We start from the raw sequence: 18,329 nt of genomic DNA, 5'->3' as shown, positions 1-18,329 counted from the left end.
TTTCCTGATCGTTACAGGGGCGGGCATCTCCGGTTTCTCGCCGCCAGGACTATTTCGCGCCATCGTCGCGACTTACGCCTACCCCCATTGGCGGCATGCTTCTTGCTGAGATCTGCCCGGTAACAGGCGGTGGAGACAATGCAGGTCAACAACAAACGCGGTCTTTTCGGACCGCCCTACGACGCGACGACCCCGTTTCCAACCCCTGCCTGGATCGTCGATCCGGCGGCCGGCATTCCGCGACCTGAAAAGCCGCACCCGGATAACGGACCTGACAGCAGACAGAACAACGTACCCGGCAATGGGCAGAACAGCCATGATGACGGAGAGAGCCCGAGCGAAGAGCCTGTCGAGCCACCCTTACAACCGTCACGAGGTGTTGGCGTCGCGGAGAGACGGCACGGACCACCGTCGAAAGATTCGCCGTCGAAGGCAAATCCGTTAGGGGAGTTCAACATGGATCCGCGAAAATATGCCGAGCTCATCTACGACTCCCTGCCAGGTTACTGGCGCCCTCTCGAAAGCGAAAAAGATGCGTGGATCGATTTCATGGCCTACTATCTGAAATCCGCTGTCGAAGACGAGGAGAGACTCTGGCGCGCCGCCCTTCGGCTCGCCAGGATGTCGCTGCCAAACGATGCCGAGAATGTCGAAAGAGTGGTCGAGCGCCTGAGGTCGATCGATACCGCGATGCCACTCACGCGAAACCCTTTCGAAGGGACGACGTCATTGTCGACGGAGAATGGCGGATAACGGCTCGCCCATACATTTCCGCCGCTCCCACGCATTTGATTCGCCGCGTGACCGCGAATCGACCGAAGAGGGTATCGCCTGGCTTCTGACCGCACACCCCAGGGCGGCCGGCCCGATTTCCGATGTGCTTCTGGCCGGCGGTGAAATTTCCCGCTGGCTCGAATCGGGTCGCCAGGTCCTCGAAGCATTGATCCCCGGCGGCTTCTGTCTCGCCGATGCGGATTTCGTTCCGGTAACCTGGAACGAACGCTTTCTGGATGTTCTTTCGTGCAGTGGTTCGGAGATGAAAAGCGGCGAGCGGTTCTCGAATTGTCTGGAAGCCGCGGGGCTGCTGCGCTCTGTCCGGGACGCGTTGTCCGGAAGGGAAGACACGAAAAATGAAAGTGAGCCGGTCCAACTGACCGGATTCGAAAAAACGAAAAATCACAACACCCGGTTCGAGCTGCTGTTGCTGCCCCTCGGACGCTGGTTACTTCACGAAATATCCCCGGACTCTCCAGGTCGAGGCGAGGGAGCCGCCAGCGCTGACGCCCGTTTGGCCGCCAGTGCGATGACGACACTCATGCATGATCTGCGGCAATCACTTCAGGCGCTCCGGCTGCTGACCACTTCCGTGCCGTCTGAGCCCGAAAACACGAAGTGGCACGAACATTTCGATGCGGTGCGCCATCTTGTCGAGGAATCCAACAATTACCTCTCGGTCATGGCCAGCCTCGACCCGTATCAAAAGGATGGCGTTCGACCACGACAGGCCGAGATATTTCTGCCCGATTTTCTTCACCAGCATGAGGTGATATTTCGCTCCCAGGCGGACCTTAAGGGGATCGGCTATATCACCCACAGCGCCCCCCTGACCGTTCTCTCCGACCCGCTTCTTCTGGGGCGAATCATGGGCAATGCCATCACCAACGCGATCGAACATACGAGCGGCGGTGAAATCCGGGTGGATGCGTGGCAGGACGGACCCGACGCCGTCATAGAAGTCATCGATAGCGGCAGCGGAATCCCGCAGGCCGAGCTCGCCCGGATTTTTGGCGACGGAGACAACACGCCGGCGCCCGGCGGCGGCGGCCTCGGTCTTTACATCATCAAGATGCTGGCTGACCGTCTCGGCCACCCCCTGTCAGTGACTTCCGAACCCGAGCGCGGAACCCGGCTGCGACTTCGCGTCTCCCGCGCACGCGCCTCGCCGCCGCCCCTGCCGGAGAGCATGGACCGTGCGGGGACCACCGCCGCGGCACCTGCCCTGGCGGAAGGAGCGCCGGCCAGCGGGCCCGCCACGCGCCGGGCCACACGGGTCCTCTGGCTCGGCGCCGGGCATCGCCCGGCCGAACCCCTGCTTGGGGCGCTCTCGCAGTCCGGAATTGAAGTCGCTTTCGAGGATGATCTCCCGGCGCCGCGAGGCCGGCCCGAAAGCCGGGCCCCCGATGTCATCATTCTGGAGGAGAGGCTGGCCGCTTGCTTGCCCGGGGTCAGGCTCGACACTCTCCTGGCTCACCGTTTCAGACGGGCCGTCCCCGTTCTGCTGGTTGCGACCAGGCCCGGGACGGCGCCCCCACCGGGACTCGGATCGGCGCCGGTTCTTTACGGCCCGCTCTCTGCGGACAGGCTGGAGGCGGAAGTCCTGAAGCTGGCGAAACATCCCGCAGCGGGCAGCATTCCGAGTGATGGGACAGCGTAACCGACCTGCCGGTCAGATGTTCCCCCTTCCCGGATAATGACCCGCGCCAAGCACCGCAGCCTGTGTCCTGTTCTGCACTTTCAGGCTCCGCAGGATCGCCTTGACATGGACCTTGACCGTACCTTCCAGCATGTTCAGCTCGCGCCCGATCTCCTTGTTGGATCGGCCGCCGGAAAGAAGTTGCAGGACGTCGCGCTGGCGCGGCGTCAACGAGTCCATTCTTTTCTGAACGCCGGATTCCCGGTGACCGAAATCCCAGACCGTAAAACATTCCACCGCTTTCGAGGGAATATAGGTTTCCCCCTTGAGCACCAGATCGATGGCGTGGACAAACGCCGATGGTGCCGCCGACTTCGGAATGAAACCGCGGCAGCCAAGGCGCAGAACATGGGCCATTTCGAACGGATTCTCGATAGCGGAATACGCCACGACAGGCGTTTGCCCGTCGATGCGCCTGAGAAATTTCTTCAGATCTTCGAGAGAATCGTCCCTCGGCATCTTCAGGTCGAGCAGAATAAGATCGAAATCATCGTCATGAATAAACAGACGATAAATGTCGTCATAACAAGATGCCTCGACGACCTCGGCACCATCGAAATTTTCCGTAAGAACAGATTTGGTGCCAAGGCGCATGAAGACGTGGTCATCGGCAATCAAAAAACGGAGCATGGGGTCCGACCCCGCTATCCTGCTTTTTGCACCATCGGGCATTTCACCGGACCTTCCGGCGTCCACCTTTCTGACTTCACTCTGGTTATCCATCGTTCGGCTTTCCATTTCTTGTTGCCTACCAGAAGCAGCTCCTGCAGGCATTTCCCTTGTATCCGTTTATTTTGACGCATCTGTTTATTTTGACCAGTCAGGTCGCCCATTGAACCGTCGCGGGCACCGCGCTGCCGAAACCAGTTTCAGGCCAGGTCGTTCATCGTACCCGTTGGCCTCTTGTCCGGGAGTTCGTTCCCTGCACGTCCCCATAGGCACGCGCCTTGAACGGTTCTATTATCCGGAGAAACCGGGCCGAAAACCTTGATCCTGATCAAAGTGTCGTCCCAAAGCCGACCGGCATGGCAATGAATCGATTTGCGCGTCCTGGGTTTCGTGGCTCCCGACGCCTTGCCGGAGCGTGCCCCTCCTTCAGGCGGCACGGGCCGGTGTCACGCTGCCCCTCGTTGGCGCCGGCCAGCGTGCCTCTCTCAGCCACGTCCATTAAACAGGTTCTCTATTTCATCTTAATGTTCGCGCGCCATCAATCGAGAACGGCGGAAGATTCTATCACGCGAATGGCCGTTCGGCACCTTGCGCAGTCTTTTCCGCCGAGATGCCGTGTTTCTCGAGGAGCCGGTAGAGGGTCACCCGGGAAATTCCCAATTCACGGGCAGTCTTGAGAATATTCTGACGATTCCGGGTGAGTGCCGTCCGCATCACCTGGCGCTCCGCCCGATTCCGGGCTTCACGGAGTGACAGCGGCCGGTCCGGTTCGCCCGCCGCCGGCCCTGACGTCTCGCAGCCCCCGTCCAGACCTCGCGGCGTTCCGATCAAAGCGCCGTCGGCGTCAGCACGCAGATCCGGTCGCAGATCAAGCTCGGCCGCGGTTATTTCGATACTTTCGGCCATGACGATCGTGCGGCGAAGAACAGAAATCAGTTCCCGGATATTTCCCGGCCACCCATGGGACCTGAGTGCCGCCATGGCGTCAGGTGTCAGGCGAGGACAGGGAAAACCCATTTCCCGCGCCAGGCGATGGAGAAAAAATCCGACCAGAATCTCGACATCGCCCTCACGCTCCCGGAGCGGCGGCAGAGTCAGTGTCAGCACATGGAGGCGATAAAACAGGTCCTCCCGAAACTCTTTCTTCTGAACTTTTTTCCACAATGGCACGTTCGTGGCCGCAACCACGCGCACATCCACATGAATCGGCAGCGCCGTCCCCAGCCGCTCGATCGTGCCTTCCTGGAGAAATCGCAACAGATGAGGTTGCAGATCGAGCGGAAGATCGCCGATTTCATCGAGAAAGAGCGTCCCGCCGGCCGCCGCCTCGATACGGCCCTTGCGGCGCTGATGGGCGCCGGTGAAAGCCCCCTTCTCATGCCCGAACAGCTCGGACGCGATGAGCTCGGGCGGCAGCGCCCCGCAATTGACCGGCACGAAGGGTTTGGCCGCGTATTGGGATCTTTCATGGATGGCCCGGGCGGCAAGCTCCTTGCCCGTTCCGCTTTCGCCCTGGATGAGGACGGGGGCACTGGTCACGGCATATCGGCGGAGAAGCCGGAAGGCCCGCCGCATTTGCGGGCTTTCACCGACCATGATTTCTTCCTCCCCACCCGGCACGGTCGCACCATCAGGCGCCGACACCAGGGAACGCGCGTCCCCGGCAACGCCGTTTCCTGCGCCGCGGGTATCACTTTGGAGGTCATCCGACGTGGCCCGCGAATCCTTTCGATGAGGATGCTCCGTTGCCACATGCCCCGACATAAGATACTAACCCCTTGTTTTTGCGTTCTAAAGACTCTCCCAACGCCCCTTAAGTGTTGCTCAATCGGGTATTGAATTAAACTGGTCGATTGGTACGCCTCCTACTCCCTCCGCCCTACCTCCAAAAGGCCGGCTGGGGTCCGATTTTTTCCTTTTTTCTAAGTGACTTAGTTTTTCCTCGGGAAAGATCCGAAAGGACCGGGACGAGGTCGCGCCCGAGGACATCCGGAGAGCCTGGCTCATTGCAATCAGCCCGAATAAACGGGCATAACTGTCGTCGAAATGTTGAAACAGCTATTTCTCTAGTATAGAGAACAACATAGACTGGACTTTCAGGTCCGGTTCCGACCGACGACCGGTCCGACGTTTTGGGGAGGCAGGAAATTGTCAGCAGGTCCCGTATTCTCTGGCCAGCCCGGCCAGACGCGAACGCCCCTGCGGGTGATGGACGGCCGGACGTGGCCCGCCCTTTTGGCCACCACGCTCCTTGTCGGCGCGTCCCCTGCCCTCGCCAACGAGCCGGCCCCGGCGGCCGCCACGCCTGCTTCCCAGATCGCGGCCACCGGCACCGCATCCCAAGACTATGTCGGGCGCGAAGAGTTCGAGTGGGTTCAGAAGGTTCTCCAGGCCCAGCAGCGCAAGCTCGCTGAACAGGAAGAGTATCTTCAGCAATATTCGGACATGGTGAAAATCCAGCAGGAACAGCTCGATTCCTATGTCGCGCAGATGAAGCGGCTGTCGGCCGCGGTGACACCGGGCTCGCAGACCTGGCCGCAGGAACAGCCGCGCTTCTTTCGCGCGGTATACAAGGAAACCCCGCCTCCGGACGGCCAGCAAATCGCGCAGGTGACGGGCGAGGTGGAAAAACCTCTCCCTGAAATCACGATCATCCGCGACAAGGGGGGCGCGCTCCTGCCGCAGGGCCAGATGGTGATCGAACCCTCTTTCTCGTTTACTTTCTCTCAGGTCAACCGGGTGGAGATCGCCGGTTTCTCGCTTTTGCCGGCGATCCTGATCGGCCAATTCGAACTGACAGAATCGCGCCGCAACACCTTCACAGTTGCAAACACCGTGCGCCTGGGCGTCACCAACGATTTTGAAGTCGAGTTGCGCGTGCCCTACGTCTTCCGGGACGATGAGATTACGAGCCGTCCCTTTGGAACAGGCTCGGCCCAGGACACGACCCGTGCGCTTTCGGATTCAAACCTCGGCGATATCGAATTCGCGGGACATTACCAGATCAATCGCGGTCTCAACGACTGGCCAATTTTCATCGGCAATTTCCGTTTCAAGACGCGCACCGGCGAAGATCCCTTTGAAGTCGCGCGCGACCAGAACGGGCAGGAACTGGAGCTTCCGACCGGGTCCGGCTTTTACAGTCTGCAACCCAGCATCACCGCCATTCTGCCGACCGACCCGGCGGTCCTGTTCGCCAATCTCAGCTACACATTCAATCTTGAGCGGGATGTGGGCGGCACCTTCGGTGACGTGGATTCAGGCGATGTGTTCGGGGCCAATTTCGGTGCCGGCATCGCCCTCAACGAGCGGACATCGATCTCACTTGGCTATGAGCACAGCGTTGTCGGCAAGACTGAGCAGAATGGCAGCGATGTCCCCGGCTCGGACACACTGCAGGTCGGCTCCTTCCTGTTCGGCGGGTCGTTCCGCCTGAACGATCGGGTATCGTTCAACGTCACGACCAGCCTCGGCGCAACCGAGGATGCGCCGGATACGGAAATCCTCGTCCGGATCCCCATTTCGCTGAGCGTTTTCTAGCAGTTCATCCCCGCCCATTGAAAAGGCCGCCCCCGAGGGGCGGCCTTTTTTGTGTTCGTAAGACGGGTCTGCAGTCCGCACTACCGCAGTGAGAGGATTTGCATGGTCGTCAAATCGTTCACGAGATTTGTTTTCTGAATGACAGAGGCATTGAGAACATCGACGGTGATCGCCGTCATCTGCTGGATCGTCACGTTGTTCAGGCTGTTCTGGACCACGTTGACGATACCGTTCGCCCGTTGGAACGAGTCGGTGACCACGTTGCCGGTGCCACTGTTTATAACGTTCAGAATGGCCGTTGCGGCCGCGTTCCCCGACAGGCCGGCCTGCTGATTGAACCCGTCGACGCTATGGGTGATGAGATTACCATTTGTCGCGAGGTTCATGGAGAACTGCTGCGTGCCATTGAGAAGCGTCGTCACCGTCATGCCAATATTGAGAACCATGCCATTGGGCAGGACAAATCCGCCCCGGTGACCCGAAAGCTCGCCTTCATCCAGCGCGGCAACCTGGAACGGCACTTCTTTCGCGCCGTCCACCGGAACGTCGCTCAGCTCGGCCTCCTCGATAGTATCGGCCTGGTTGGCTTCGGCAGTTCCGGCTTCCCGGGCCGGGGCGAGGGCAGCGGAAGACAAGGGTGCCGAGGATGGCTCGGGGACCGCCGGCTCGGGGACGGGGTCCGGGCGAGGCATGGGAGAAGGCGGGACGGAAATCCCGGCCTTCTCCCCGAGACGGGCGTCGGTGGGCGCCGCAGTAGCCGGGCTTTCCTCCGGGGGGCGGGTCGCAACGGCCGAGGGACTGGCCGGTTCGGCTGTCCCTCCCGTCTCGACCGCTTCGGGGGAGCCGGGTACGCGCGTCAGATCCGCCGTTTTCCCCGTCTCAAAACCTGTATCGGCAAGCGTTGGCGCGGGGCCAGTGCTCACCCGACCGACAAAATCGACCTGCCGCTGATAGGCGCCAAGCGCCACGACCACGGGCACGGGGCTTTCCTCGGCCCCGAGCTGCCGCCCGTTCTTCTCATCAGTTTCCCGGGTCCCGTTCGCGATCGTCCCTTCGGCATCTGCGGCATCTGCGGCATCTGCCGCGCCCCGAAGGGCGGCCGAAAGATAGGGGGGCGCCAGCAGCACTTCCTGCCGGGGCAACTGGCGAGCCGCGACGGCCCTGATCGCGCCATCGAGCGCCGGCGCTTCCGTTATCGCGCAGCCCGGCCCCTGCCAGGCGCCGAACCGGATATATCCGCTCTGGAGCGCCAGGATGGATCCGGCCGTTTCCTGAAGGGGCGGGCCGAAATCCAGGCGGCTGGCGGTTATGCCCGCGCGAGCGGAGGCCGGATCGTCGAACCCGCCATATTTGGCCGCGAGCTCGACCGGGCCGGCCAGGGTCAGCCCCAGGATGGTCAGGGACGCGCAGATCCGCCGTCCCTTGTCGCCCCTGTTCGGGGTGATCCAGCCTTGCGCCCGGGGGGCGCCCCCTGCCTGCAAGCTTCTTAAAATGCACATCTGGGACGTGTCCTCAAAAGTCGCCCACTCTCGGCAAATGGAGAGTGAACGAAGCCAGTTTGTGAAGGTTGAGTGCAGTGCCGAATGGGGCAGTCTGATTGACCGCCCAAATTTCGCTCTGGTTGAAGGAATCGCGGCCCTTGTTGAGCTCCTGGTTGATGACGAAGACGATGCCGTTCCACATGTCCCGGAACTCGTCCACGTCATAGGTCTTGACGCCGAGCGCGGGATCCCCGACCAGAACACGGTCGTCTTCGATTCCCTTGATGACGACGAAATGAAGATAGCCCCGCACATTGACCAGAACGATTGCCGGGATCCCCACCTCGCCCAGCTTTTCGAGAGACACCCGGTATCCGTCGGCCTTGAAGCCCCGCGAGTTGAGGTAATCTTTCATGTCCAGAAGGGAAAATCCTGCGGTCTCGATGAGGTCCTTGTCGCCGGCTTCATACATGGCATCGAAGACCTCGCGCTCCTTCGTCTCGACGCCATAATGAAAGGTCAGCAAAGTCGCGACAGCGGCCGACCCGCAGCTGAAATCATAAGCCTGCCGGATGACCGAGTTGAACCGCGCTTCGCGGATACTTGTCACGCCGACAGAAAAACTCCCTCCCGCTCCGGTGATCTCGACCGATCCCGCGAGCGAGGGGGAGGCTGTCAGCCCAAGGAAGCCAAGGCTGAGCCCTGACAGAAAGAGGAGCGATCTGATGCGGGTTTTCATTATCGAACTCCCTTTGGCTGACAACTCTCCGGTTCACTGATAGAAATTGACCGCGACCATGGTCGCCGTCTGTACGATGACATTGTTGCCGGTGTTCTGAACGACCGTGACGACACCGGTTGCTTCGTTGAACGACCCTTGCAGCATGTTGCTGCCGAACGAGCCACCCTCGGCGAAATTACCCGTCAATGTGGCATTCATTACCGCGTCCATGTCCGCATTCAGCGGAAGGGCCATCCCACGTGAGGCTTCAAGCTCGCCGTCCGAAGCGAGCTCCCATCCCGCGGCCGGAAGGCTTCCGCGGAACGCGTCATTCGCAGCGGCCGGGACGACCCCGCTCAGGGAAAAGGCGAGGACGCCGAGGGCCGTTATCCGGAGACGCTTCATCTGATTTGTCCTTTGACCGAAAAAAACTTTGTTACGGGTCACTGTCGGAACGATACCGGCGGCGGCCCAAGCCGCCGCCGGCATTGTCGGTCCGGTTACGGAACCAGGTTCAGACCACTGACATTCGCAGTCACGGTGATCGCCGACTGAACGGCGTTGTTGTCACCATTGTTCTGCTGCAGTGTGTAGATACCCTGGAAGCCGTTCATCGACGCATGGGCTGTGTTAAGCCGCCCGGGGAACCCGGCCGTCGGCTGAATGACCGACGTGTTGCCCGAAACCACTGCGGACAGGTTGGTCACCGTCGAAGCCGTCGAGAAGGTACCGTCGTCAACCGCCGCGGCGATCGATTTTGCAGCGCTGACGGCGTTGTTGCTGCCGTTGTTCTGCTGCATGGTCACAACGCCAAGGGCGTTGTTGAATGTACCACCACTCACGTTGTTGTGACGGTCGCTCACGGCATCCGAGAAGGCCTCGTTACCGATGACGTCCGCGTGTACATCCGTTCCGTTGGCAACGTTCTCCAGGGTCTGAAGAGACGTTTCAACGTTCGCGGCTACTCCAGTCGAGGAACCAATGGCGTTATTGTTGCCATTGTTCTGCTGGACCGTGAACACGCCCTGGGATCCCTGGAAGGACGACGTAACGTCGTTCCGAAGGTTGGTGCCCGAGAAGCCGACATCGCCGTCGACATTCTCGTTGTAACGAACCGAAGCGTCGACGGAGGCAACCGCATCCATCACGTTCTCGATTTCATCATCGCTGGCGATATTCGCCGACACGGCAACGGCAGAGCCGATGACATTGTTATTGCCATTGTTCTGCTGAACCGTATACACGCCCTGAGCCCCGTTGAACGACGGGTTGATGACGTTCCGGCGATCATATTCGGGCGGTGGCCCGGAGAACGCCGTATCGAAGTTCTGGTTCTCCTCGACCGTTCCTTCGGTGCTCACGACCTGAACGTCCACATCCTCATCCGCGCCCAGCGGACCGCCGGGACCGAATGTGCTGCCAAGATCGAGCTTGGCGGCAATGGCAGAGCCCATGACGTTGGCATTGCCATTGTTCTGCTGGATGCTGCCGGCACCGAAGTTGTTGTTGAAGGAGCCGGAAACGCTGTTGATCCGCTCACCATCGATTCCGTTCGATCCGCCCGGATCGTTGTCGTCGAAGGTTTCGTGGGCGTTCGATGTACCGGTTACCGATACATACTGATCAACATCGTCTTCCGATCCGCGGTTTCCTTCCTGGTAGGCCGCGACTGCGTGTCCAATGCCCATGACATTGCTGTCACCGTTGTTTTGCTGCATGGACAGCAGGCCGTCGACCGAATTCACCGACCCGTTGATCGTGTTAAAACGCTCGGAATCGTCATCCGACGAGAAGAACTCGTAGACCGAGCCCGAGACGCTCACATCCTGAGAAACGTCGCCCTGGCCCGAATTGGCGGCCACGGCGGTGCCGCTCTGGATCACATTGGTCGAGCCGTTATTCTGCTGGGTTGAGAGGATTCCCTCGCTCCCATCGAAAGCACCGGTGGTGATATTGTTGTCCCGCTGGCCTTCCGTAACGGTCGGGCCTTCGTTGGATCCAACATGCCCTTCGACATCGACCCGCTGGTCGACATCGCTATTCGACGTGCTGGCAACCACTGCGCTCGCCACCCCCAGAACATTGGCATCGCCGTTATTCTGTTGCGTGGTCGAGATGCCACCGAAGTTCTTGTAGGCGTCGTCGATATCGTTCAGACGCTCGGACTCGAGATCCCAGATATTGCCGGGTGTCCAGTTGTCCTGGACCATTCCGTCCATTTCGACGTCCTGAACAGTGTTATTGGCGGCACCCGAATGGGCGATGATCTGGGCATTGCCAATGGCGTTGCCGTTTCCGTTGTTCTGCTGCACGGAGAAAGCGCCGCTGGACCCGTTGAAGGACCCGCCATTGACCTCATTCACGCGGTCAAGATCACCACCATTCAGGTCATCGTGATCAAGCGAGTTGTCCTCGACGACCTGGTCCATATCGATGTTCTGGTCGTGGATGGTGCCGCCGGCATCCGAGAATCCGTCCGTCACGGCGAAAGATGCACCGATCGCGTTGGAATCGCCGTTGTTCTGCTGGACGGCATGGCGGCCATTGCTGCCGACATGGGACCCGTTGATGAAGTTCTCGCGCTGCCGCAGGAAGATCGAATTCTCCTCAGCCGCATTATTCGTGACCGACTGGTCAAAATCGACGTTCTGATCGCTGTCGATCAGCCCGGCCGCGACGTCGGATTCCAGCCCGATGGCATTGTTGGTGCCATTGTTCTGTTGCGTATGGCTGATTCCGTTGGCGTTGTTCGACATACCGGCCGAAACGTCGTTCGTCCGCTTCTGCCCGGAGTCGACGCTGCTATTGCCGTCGACATCCTGGTCCAGGGTGACATCCTGGTCCGCAAGGGCGGGCACGGACAGGGTGAGCGCGATCGCGATCAGCGAAGCTCCCCCAAAAAGTTTTGCCCGATTCATGGAATTTCTCCTGTTTGATTGGTTTGGATTGGCGTCTGCTTTCGCGGGCGGTTCTGACCGGCCCCGCACCCCGGTTTCTGCAACCGCCATGCCAAACAAAAAGACGGCCCGAACGGGGCCGTCTGCTTGAGAAGTGATTGTGATCGGGCGAACTTCTGTTCGCGAATGAATCTATTTTGTACCAGTTTGTCCCTCTATTCTGTTTCGCTCACTGAACACTTGGGTCATCGACGCGTGGCCGCATGGCCTTTGGTAGCGCGGGAGAATTTTTACCTGGGAGAATTTTTAGTAGAGAAGCCGGGCACGCGTACGCGCGTCCGGCAGACCGGTGGACGCTAAACCGACGCTTTCCTGGAAAGCCTTGATCGCCGATTTGGTCTGCGGGCCGTACTGGCCATCAAGCGAACCGGTGTAAAGGTCTGCCTCGGACAGCTTTTTCTGAATCCGGGCAAGTGTTTCTACATAAATCTCCACACGGCCGCTTTCGTCCTGAATCTCGAGCCGGCCGCTTTTTTTGGCGAGTTTGTGCGAGTCCATGTCCCGAACGAAAATCTGCAGCGCCGTGCTGATGGACAGCGTCCCGTCCTGTCCACAAATGTGCCCGACCGCGCCCGCGATATGGTGGACCTGCCAGTCCGGCGCCACGTCATAGGTTCCATCACCAAGTTCGTTACGGGCCGTGATATAGCCGTTGATCCAGCTCCGGAGGACGTAATCCGGACCGTCGGCCGATTTCCGGCTCTCCAGGTAATCAGCGCAGGCGACGGTCCCGATTCCGCGGGTGTTGAAGTTCTTCTGCCCATCTGCCGCAATAACGGGCGAAACGCCGGCCGCCAGCGCCAGCAACATGAGTATCCTGCCGGTTGTCAGGACGATAAGCCGGCCTGCAGGAGCCCGGCCAGATCGGTTGGGGATGAGAGGATCTATAGACAATTGGGTACCTCGTTCGAAGCGGGTTTCTAATATCCAGACCGGCTCGAGATGCGACTCGTCGACGTTCCGCCCGCCTGTCGTCCGCCGGTACCTGTCTTCATGCGTCCGGTTTCGTCCCACAGGACCACCCCAGGCAGACCGCCCTGTCCGGTCGGGCCAATGACGGACGCCTCGGCGCCGAGTGCCCGATGGGCATCGAGGACCGCCACATCCACGCCGGGATTCGCAAAGGCGGGCCTCGCCTTTTCCGACTCCGCCATCGCGACGGATGACCAGAGCGCCGCGCCGGCCACGCACGCGAAGAACAGCCGGGAATAGCCGGACCTCGGACGTGAACCGGAAGGAAGCAGGCAGTGTGACATCGCGAACGGGCCTTCTATCAGAGTCAGTTTCGCCGTATCGCCACCCTGAGAGCAGGATTTATGCCACTTGACTGGCTGAGCCCACCCTCGACACACCGCTGCCACGGGACTGAAAACCATTGCGGGCGGGCAATTTCCACTGTCCCGGCAAAAAGCCGGGATCGCCCGGTGACAGAACCTGTTCAGACAATGAAACAGCCCGTGTTAGCTGCGAGTTACAGGGAATTTTCCCCTCACCCCTGGTGAATTGACCTGTGTAAAGGCATCACGGCCGGAAATCGGAAAGGATGTTTTCCGCCCCCGCCGTCACCCGGCTTTTCGACCCCCGGGCCAAGGTCGAGGTGGGAATCGGCCCTGAGGAAGAACGATGAGGAAGAACGATATGGTGGAACATGTTGTGGAACTGAACATAGATCCGCAGGCCGCCTTCTACATCCTGGTGAAGGCGCGGGAGTTTGATGAAAAGGCGGGCGACACCGGAGCCGAACTGGACGCCGACGACGAAGACGCCAGCACTATCCTGCTCGACCGCCCCGGCGACCCTACGTACCAGGAACTGATGACCGCCCTCAAAGAACTGAATATCGACGAGCAGATGGATCTCATCGTCCTTATGTGGGTAGGCCGCGGCGATTTCGAAATTGACGAATGGGAGACTGCCCGACGTCAGGCTTTGGAGATGAGCGACAAGCACATCCCCCAATACCTGTCCACGACACCCCTTCTCAGCGATTACCTCGCGGAAGGGCTGAACAGGGCGGGCTACGCCGTCGACGAGTTCGAGCTCGGACGGTTCTAGCCGGAACGCCCACAACGAATGAGGACAAAAGAATGAGCTCCACCGGCCTGCCGGTCTTTGACGAGACCCTTCATCTCACGAATATCTGGCTCAAGGACCTCGGGGACCTTCTCGATTCCGATGACCGAAGTCTCGCCTACAGGGCCCTGCGCGAAACCCTCCACATTCTGCGCGACCGCCTGCCCGTGAATGTCGCCGCTGCGCTTGCTGCGCAGCTTCCGCTCTTGCTGCGGGGTGCCTATTACGAGGGTTGGCGCCCGGCCGCCACGCCGACGAATGTGCGTCATACCGGCGAATTTGTCGCGCAGATCCGACAGGCGTTCAGGGACACCCCCGCGGACGAGCCCGAAAGGATAGTGCGGGCCGTGTTCAGCCTGCTGAGCGCGCGGGTGAGCCCCGGCGAAATCGAGAATGTCAAAAAATGCCTTCCGGAAGAGCTCCGCCATCTCTGGGCCTCCGTCTGACCTCGCACGCAGAATGGTCCCTTGGCCGGCGCCCGCGGACTATTGAGGAGGATCAATGCCGTCGGTCCAGTACGGCGTTATCAGATACCTCGAATACCGATAGCAGGGTAAGAGGAGGTCCGACCATGCAGATCAAGGAAATCATGACGCGGAACGTCAAGGTCGTGCCTCCAAGCACCACGTTGACCGAAGCCTCGCAATTGATGCGGGACCAGAACATCGGCGCTTTGGCCGTCGGTATTCGGGATGGCCAGCTCGGCATGATCACGGACCGCGACATCATCGTCCGGGCGGCGGCCGATCACCGGAATTTTGATTCGACCACCGTGAGTGAAATCATGTCCGAGAGAGCCGCCTGCTGTCACGAAAACGATACGGTTGAGAACGTGGTGCAGGAGATGGAGTCTCGCCAGATCCGCCGCATGCCGGTGCTCGACGCAAACGATCGATTGGCCGGAATCGTCTCGTTGGGCGATATCGCCACCCACGCCGGACACGAACTGTCGGGCGAGGCCATCGAGGCCATTTCCAGCCCCTAGAGACGCGCCGGCCGGGACGAAGCCGTGCCCCACCGCGCCAGTGCGCTCAAAGTCACGCTCGGAGTTGCGCCCAGAGTTGCGCCCAGAGTCGCGCCCAGAGTCGCGCTCAGTCGCGCTCGATCAGTTCGATCTTGTAGCCGTCCGGATCCTCGATGAAGGCGATCACGGTACTGCCGTGTTTCATCGGGCCCGGCGGGCGCGGCACCGCGACGCCCTCTGCCGCGAGGGCCTCGCAAGTCGCGTAAATATCGGGGACGGCGATGGCGATGTGTCCCCAGCCGTCACCCTTGTCATAATCGTCTTCCTGATCCCAGTTATGGGTCAGTTCTATCACCGTATGATCGTCCTCGCTGCCGTAGCCGACAAAGGCCAGGGTAAATCGACCCCCGTCGAAATCCTTCTTGCGAAGCTCCTTCATGCCGAGAAGCCGGGTATAGAAGTCGAGCGATTTCTCGAGATCCCTGACCCGGATCATCGTGTGCAGCAGGCGACCCTGAACATCGGCCATGGAAAGCTCCTTTTACGCGCCGGTTGCCCTTTTTGCGGACGCCAAGTCTAGCACAATCCGGGCCGCCCGTCGGCTGGGCGCCGGCCCGCCGGCGCCGAGGCGCGCCATCGCCGCGCGCAGATCCGAAACCTGTCGCGCCCGCGCCGTATCGTCGAATAGCAGAGCGCCAAGTTCCGACGCCAGAATGTCGCCCTGGCAATCTTCCTGCAGACGTTCGGGGACCGCTTCGCGGTCCAGCACCAGGTTGACCAGCGACGCGTAGGATATGCTGACAAGCCGGCGGGCGAGCCAGACACTCACCGGGTTCGCGCGGTAGGCCACAACCATTGGCGTACCTTCCCGGGCCAGTTCGACGGTCACCGTGCCGGAAGCCGCCAACGCCGCCCGGCTGGCGGCGAAGGCGTCACGTTTTCGCTGGCTGCCGGCGGCCGACTGGCTGTCGAACACATCGACCGGGACCGGCCAGTCGGCCGTCCGCGCCTCGACCAGCTCGCGCACCGCCGCCACCGTGGGACAGGCCAGGCGCCAGCGGCCGGGCGGCATCTTGGCTGCGAGACGCTCGACCGCCTCGCGAAACGGGGCGAGATGCCGGCGCACCTCGCTTTCCCGGCTGCCGAAAAGGACCGAGACCAGTATCTCCTCCTCGGTGAGGCCGGCCGCCTTGCGATAGGTGGCGCCATCCCCAAAGGGCATCTCATCCGACGCGGCCGGATGACCGACAAAACTGCACCCCAGTCCGACCTTCTCGAAATATGGCGGCTCGAACGGCAACAGGGCCAGAACGTGATCGAGGAATTGCGCCATCTTGCGTGCCCGGCCCGGCCGCCAGGCCCAGACGCTGGGCGCGACGTAATGGATGCGGGCCGCCGCCAGTCCCTGGGAGCGCAGTCTTTTCTGGAGCCGGAATGAAAAATCCGGGCTGTCGATCGTGACGACCGCGTCGGGATCAAAGGTCCGGGCGGCGGCCGAGGCACGGGCGAGCCGCGCCAGTATCTTCGGAATACGCGGCACGACTTCCAGAAACCCCATCACCGACAGATCGCGCATGGGGAACACCGATCGGAGCCCTGCCCCCTCCATCAGCGGGCCACCCACGCCGGCCACCTCGACATCGCCCCCGCTTTCCGCCTTGAGGGCAGCGATGAGATTGGCGCCAAGCTGGTCTCCGGACGGCTCGCCCGCGACCAGGAATACGCGCGGCGTCATGAGAGAAGCCGGCCCTGGACGAACAGGCCGTAACGATCAGCGCTACGAATAACCGCTTCGGCATCGAGCAACTGCACGCCGCCGGCCTCCAGGACGAGCCCCCGGAACCCGGCCCGGTAAGCCTCCTCGATGCTGCCCACACCGATCGTCGGTAAATCGAGGCGGGCGTCCTGTCCGGGCTTGCGGAGCTTGACCAGAACCGGTCCGAGTCCGGGCCGTTTGAGGGCGCCGGCCCGCCGGATCAAGGCATCGGTGCCTTCGATCGCCTCGACCCCCAGAACAAGCCCCTGCTGAATGGCGGCCGCCTGCCCGACATCGACGGCGCCGAGGGCGCGAACCACCTCGATCCCGCGCGTGATATCCTCCTCCGCATCCCCTGGCACCGCCAGGTGTCCGATCAGCCCGTCCGGACATAACAGCCCGCCCAGAATCTCGTGTGCGCCGACGACGCGAAACCCTTTTTGTTCGAGAATTTTGGCGATCGCGCTCAGGAGTCCGTCGTCGCCCAGTGCCCGGAATCCGATCCGTGCCAGGAGCTTTGCCGTCGCCGCATCCGGGCGAAGCGAAGACAGGCTTGGCCGGTCAACGCCGCCCGCCATGACGATGTCGACGACTCCCTCCGCCTTTAACCACTCGATCCCGCTGGCCGCCTCTCCGAAACGAAGCTCGCGGCTATGAGGTTCCTCGAGCAGTACGGAATCGGCGGCACCCTTGAGGGCCAGGATCGAGACCGGGCGTTCGCTGGCCTTGCAGGCCGCGAGAAGACGACGGGGCAACTCGCCCTTCCCGGCGATAAGTCCCAGCCGGGCATTGCCGTCGGTGGCGGGGTTACGCGCCATCCCCGATGCCCTTCACCCGCTGTCCGCGGAACTGCCGCCCGGCTCGGCCGTGGTTTCCTGGCGTTCGCGGGGCCGACAGATGGCGCGCGAGGTATCACCACGGAGAAAATCCACCACCTCCTCGACCGCTGCATACCCGGCAAAATCCCGCGCGACCTCGTCGATCCGGTCCGAGAGACTGCCGGTCCCGGCGAAGAGCGCGCGATACGCGCGCCGCAGCGCGTGCAGATCGTTCTTCTTGAAGCCTCGGCGCTTCAGCCCGACGATATTCAGTCCCTGAAGCCAGCCGCGCTCGCCAATGACGGAGCCATAGGGGATGACGTCGTTTTCCACGCCGGACATGCCGCCGATCATGGCATGCGCCCCGATTCGCACGAACTGGTGCACGGCCGTCAACCCGCCGAGAATGGCAAAATCGCCGACCACCACATGCCCCCCCAGCGTGGCATTATTGGCCAGGATCACGTGGTTGCCGATCTGGCAATCATGGGCGACATGCGCGGCCATCATGAACAGGCAGTTATCGCCCACGCGGGTGATCATGCCACCGCCCTCGGTCCCGGGATTCATGGTGACATGTTCGCGAATTCGATTGTTGCGGCCGATTTCAAGGCGCGATTTCTCGCCTTTGTACTTGAGATCCTGCGGGATTGTGCCAAGCGAGGCAAAGGGAAAGACCTCGGTCCCCTCGCCGATTGTCGTGATGCCGTCGACCACCACATGGCTTTTAAGACGAACGTTGTCGGCCAATGTCACCTCGGGACCGATGACGCAGAATGGCCCGATTTCGACCCCGTGGCCGAGCCGGGCTTCAGCGGCGACCACGGCCGTCGGGTGAATAAGCGTCTCCTGTATCCGGCTATCCAAGTCGGCCACC

The 18,329-nt window shown here is 61.3% G+C and carries 18 protein-coding genes; 6 read left to right on the top strand and 12 right to left on the bottom strand.

All coding sequences use genetic code 11. The annotated features are described in order from the left end of the window. Positions 1-456: 456 nt before the first annotated feature. Together RLQ26_09335 and RLQ26_09330 are read left to right on the top strand one after the other, a co-directional pair. Positions 457-753, top strand: coding sequence for a hypothetical protein (locus RLQ26_09335; protein ID MEQ9088929.1), 297 nt, complete (start codon positions 457-459; stop codon positions 751-753). Then, positions 743-2,434 carry a sensor histidine kinase gene (locus RLQ26_09330; protein MEQ9088928.1) on the top strand — a complete coding sequence of 564 codons (1,692 nt, stop codon included), beginning with the start codon at positions 743-745 and terminating at the stop codon, positions 2,432-2,434. The genes RLQ26_09335 and RLQ26_09330 overlap by 11 nt, the downstream gene beginning before the upstream one ends. A 12-nt stretch (positions 2,435-2,446) precedes the next feature. Here RLQ26_09330 and RLQ26_09325 read toward each other — a convergent pair whose 3' ends face one another. Then, positions 2,447-3,103 carry a response regulator transcription factor gene (locus tag RLQ26_09325; protein MEQ9088927.1) on the bottom strand — a complete coding sequence of 219 codons (657 nt, stop codon included), beginning with the start codon at positions 3,101-3,103 and terminating at the stop codon, positions 2,447-2,449. Between the two features lie 603 nt (positions 3,104-3,706). Then, on the bottom strand, positions 3,707-4,738 hold the full coding sequence (locus tag RLQ26_09320) for a sigma-54 dependent transcriptional regulator (protein MEQ9088926.1): 1,032 nt from the start codon (positions 4,736-4,738) through the stop codon (positions 3,707-3,709). A 552-nt stretch (positions 4,739-5,290) separates the two neighbouring features. Between RLQ26_09320 and RLQ26_09315 the strand changes: the two genes are divergently transcribed. Beyond that, positions 5,291-6,682, top strand: a complete 1,392-nt coding sequence (locus RLQ26_09315) for an acetate kinase (protein ID MEQ9088925.1) — start codon at positions 5,291-5,293, stop codon at positions 6,680-6,682. A gap of 80 nt (positions 6,683-6,762) precedes the next feature. Here the strand turns inward: RLQ26_09315 and RLQ26_09310 are convergent, their stop codons facing one another. From RLQ26_09310 to RLQ26_09285, 6 genes are all read right to left on the bottom strand, one after another. Continuing rightward, positions 6,763-8,181: a hypothetical protein gene (locus tag RLQ26_09310; protein ID MEQ9088924.1), complete on the bottom strand. Its 1,419-nt coding sequence runs from the start codon at positions 8,179-8,181 to the stop codon at positions 6,763-6,765. A 13-nt stretch (positions 8,182-8,194) separates the two neighbouring features. Further along, a complete protein-coding gene (locus RLQ26_09305) occupies positions 8,195-8,902 on the bottom strand; it encodes a C39 family peptidase (protein MEQ9088923.1) in 708 nt (235 codons plus the stop codon). Positions 8,903-8,935: 33 nt separating this feature from the next. Then, the gene (locus RLQ26_09300; GenBank protein ID MEQ9088922.1) at positions 8,936-9,289 is read right to left on the bottom strand and encodes a hypothetical protein; all 354 of its coding nucleotides are present in this window, start codon (positions 9,287-9,289) and stop codon (positions 8,936-8,938) included. A 95-nt stretch (positions 9,290-9,384) separates the two neighbouring features. Beyond that, a complete protein-coding gene (locus RLQ26_09295; GenBank protein ID MEQ9088921.1) occupies positions 9,385-11,802 on the bottom strand; it encodes a hypothetical protein in 2,418 nt (805 codons plus the stop codon). 285 nt (positions 11,803-12,087) lie between these two features. Then, a complete protein-coding gene (locus RLQ26_09290) occupies positions 12,088-12,651 on the bottom strand; it encodes a peptidoglycan-binding domain-containing protein (protein MEQ9088920.1) in 564 nt (187 codons plus the stop codon). A gap of 110 nt (positions 12,652-12,761) precedes the next feature. Then, entirely contained in the window at positions 12,762-13,097 is a 336-nt protein-coding gene (locus tag RLQ26_09285) for a hypothetical protein (GenBank protein MEQ9088919.1), read from the bottom strand. 367 nt (positions 13,098-13,464) lie between these two features. Between RLQ26_09285 and RLQ26_09280 the strand changes: the two genes are divergently transcribed. The 3 genes from RLQ26_09280 (at position 13,465) to RLQ26_09270 (ending at position 14,899) form a co-directional block, all read left to right on the top strand. Beyond that, positions 13,465-13,896 (top strand): DUF3775 domain-containing protein, encoded by a 432-nt coding sequence (locus RLQ26_09280; protein MEQ9088918.1) that lies wholly within the window; start codon positions 13,465-13,467, stop codon positions 13,894-13,896. A 32-nt stretch (positions 13,897-13,928) separates the two neighbouring features. Beyond that, positions 13,929-14,360: a DUF2267 domain-containing protein gene (locus RLQ26_09275; protein ID MEQ9088917.1), complete on the top strand. Its 432-nt coding sequence runs from the start codon at positions 13,929-13,931 to the stop codon at positions 14,358-14,360. A 125-nt stretch (positions 14,361-14,485) separates the two neighbouring features. Beyond that, positions 14,486-14,899 carry a CBS domain-containing protein gene (locus RLQ26_09270; GenBank protein MEQ9088916.1) on the top strand — a complete coding sequence of 138 codons (414 nt, stop codon included), beginning with the start codon at positions 14,486-14,488 and terminating at the stop codon, positions 14,897-14,899. A gap of 106 nt (positions 14,900-15,005) precedes the next feature. Here RLQ26_09270 and gloA read toward each other — a convergent pair whose 3' ends face one another. The 4 genes from gloA to lpxA are packed head-to-tail and all read right to left on the bottom strand — an operon-like array spanning position 15,006 to position 18,328. Next, entirely contained in the window at positions 15,006-15,407 is a 402-nt protein-coding gene (gloA, locus tag RLQ26_09265) for a lactoylglutathione lyase (protein ID MEQ9088915.1), read from the bottom strand. Between the two features lie 12 nt (positions 15,408-15,419). Then, a complete protein-coding gene (gene lpxB / locus RLQ26_09260) occupies positions 15,420-16,613 on the bottom strand; it encodes a lipid-A-disaccharide synthase (protein MEQ9088914.1) in 1,194 nt (397 codons plus the stop codon). Then, positions 16,610-17,452 carry a UDP-2,3-diacylglucosamine diphosphatase LpxI gene (lpxI, locus tag RLQ26_09255; GenBank protein ID MEQ9088913.1) on the bottom strand — a complete coding sequence of 281 codons (843 nt, stop codon included), beginning with the start codon at positions 17,450-17,452 and terminating at the stop codon, positions 16,610-16,612. Before lpxI ends, lpxB begins: the two co-directional genes overlap by 4 nt. 12 nt (positions 17,453-17,464) lie before the next feature. Then, on the bottom strand, positions 17,465-18,328 hold the full coding sequence (gene lpxA, locus RLQ26_09250) for an acyl-ACP--UDP-N-acetylglucosamine O-acyltransferase (GenBank protein ID MEQ9088912.1): 864 nt from the start codon (positions 18,326-18,328) through the stop codon (positions 17,465-17,467). Position 18,329 lies beyond the last annotated feature (1 nt).

The organism is Alphaproteobacteria bacterium (genome assembly GCA_040220875.1).
GTDB lineage: Bacteria > Pseudomonadota > Alphaproteobacteria > JAVJVX01 > JAVJVX01 > JAVJVX01.
The sequence above is the reverse complement of the archived record's forward strand: the minus strand, read 5'-3'. Positions and strand labels throughout refer to the sequence as shown.

Bases quoted from the DNA above. Each gene is read 5' to 3' on its own strand.
- RLQ26_09335 (MEQ9088929.1), top strand. From the start codon at position 457: ATGGATCCGCGAAAATATGCCGAGCTCATCTACGACTCCCTGCCAGGT.
- RLQ26_09330 (MEQ9088928.1), top strand. From the start codon at position 743: ATGGCGGATAACGGCTCGCCCATACATTTCCGCCGCTCCCACGCATTT.
- RLQ26_09325 (MEQ9088927.1), bottom strand. From the start codon at position 3,103: ATGCTCCGTTTTTTGATTGCCGATGACCACGTCTTCATGCGCCTTGGC.
- RLQ26_09320 (MEQ9088926.1), bottom strand. From the start codon at position 4,738: ATGGTCGGTGAAAGCCCGCAAATGCGGCGGGCCTTCCGGCTTCTCCGC.
- RLQ26_09310 (MEQ9088924.1), bottom strand. From the start codon at position 8,181: ATGTGCATTTTAAGAAGCTTGCAGGCAGGGGGCGCCCCCCGGGCGCAA.
- RLQ26_09305 (MEQ9088923.1), bottom strand. From the start codon at position 8,902: ATGAAAACCCGCATCAGATCGCTCCTCTTTCTGTCAGGGCTCAGCCTT.
- RLQ26_09300 (MEQ9088922.1), bottom strand. From the start codon at position 9,289: ATGAAGCGTCTCCGGATAACGGCCCTCGGCGTCCTCGCCTTTTCCCTG.
- RLQ26_09295 (MEQ9088921.1), bottom strand. From the start codon at position 11,802: ATGAATCGGGCAAAACTTTTTGGGGGAGCTTCGCTGATCGCGATCGCG.
- RLQ26_09290 (MEQ9088920.1), bottom strand. From the start codon at position 12,651: ATGTTGCTGGCGCTGGCGGCCGGCGTTTCGCCCGTTATTGCGGCAGAT.
- RLQ26_09285 (MEQ9088919.1), bottom strand. From the start codon at position 13,097: ATGTCACACTGCCTGCTTCCTTCCGGTTCACGTCCGAGGTCCGGCTAT.
- RLQ26_09280 (MEQ9088918.1), top strand. From the start codon at position 13,465: ATGAGGAAGAACGATATGGTGGAACATGTTGTGGAACTGAACATAGAT.
- RLQ26_09275 (MEQ9088917.1), top strand. From the start codon at position 13,929: ATGAGCTCCACCGGCCTGCCGGTCTTTGACGAGACCCTTCATCTCACG.
- RLQ26_09270 (MEQ9088916.1), top strand. From the start codon at position 14,486: ATGCAGATCAAGGAAATCATGACGCGGAACGTCAAGGTCGTGCCTCCA.
- gloA (MEQ9088915.1), bottom strand. From the start codon at position 15,407: ATGGCCGATGTTCAGGGTCGCCTGCTGCACACGATGATCCGGGTCAGG.
- lpxB (MEQ9088914.1), bottom strand. From the start codon at position 16,613: ATGACGCCGCGCGTATTCCTGGTCGCGGGCGAGCCGTCCGGAGACCAG.
- lpxI (MEQ9088913.1), bottom strand. From the start codon at position 17,452: ATGGCGCGTAACCCCGCCACCGACGGCAATGCCCGGCTGGGACTTATC.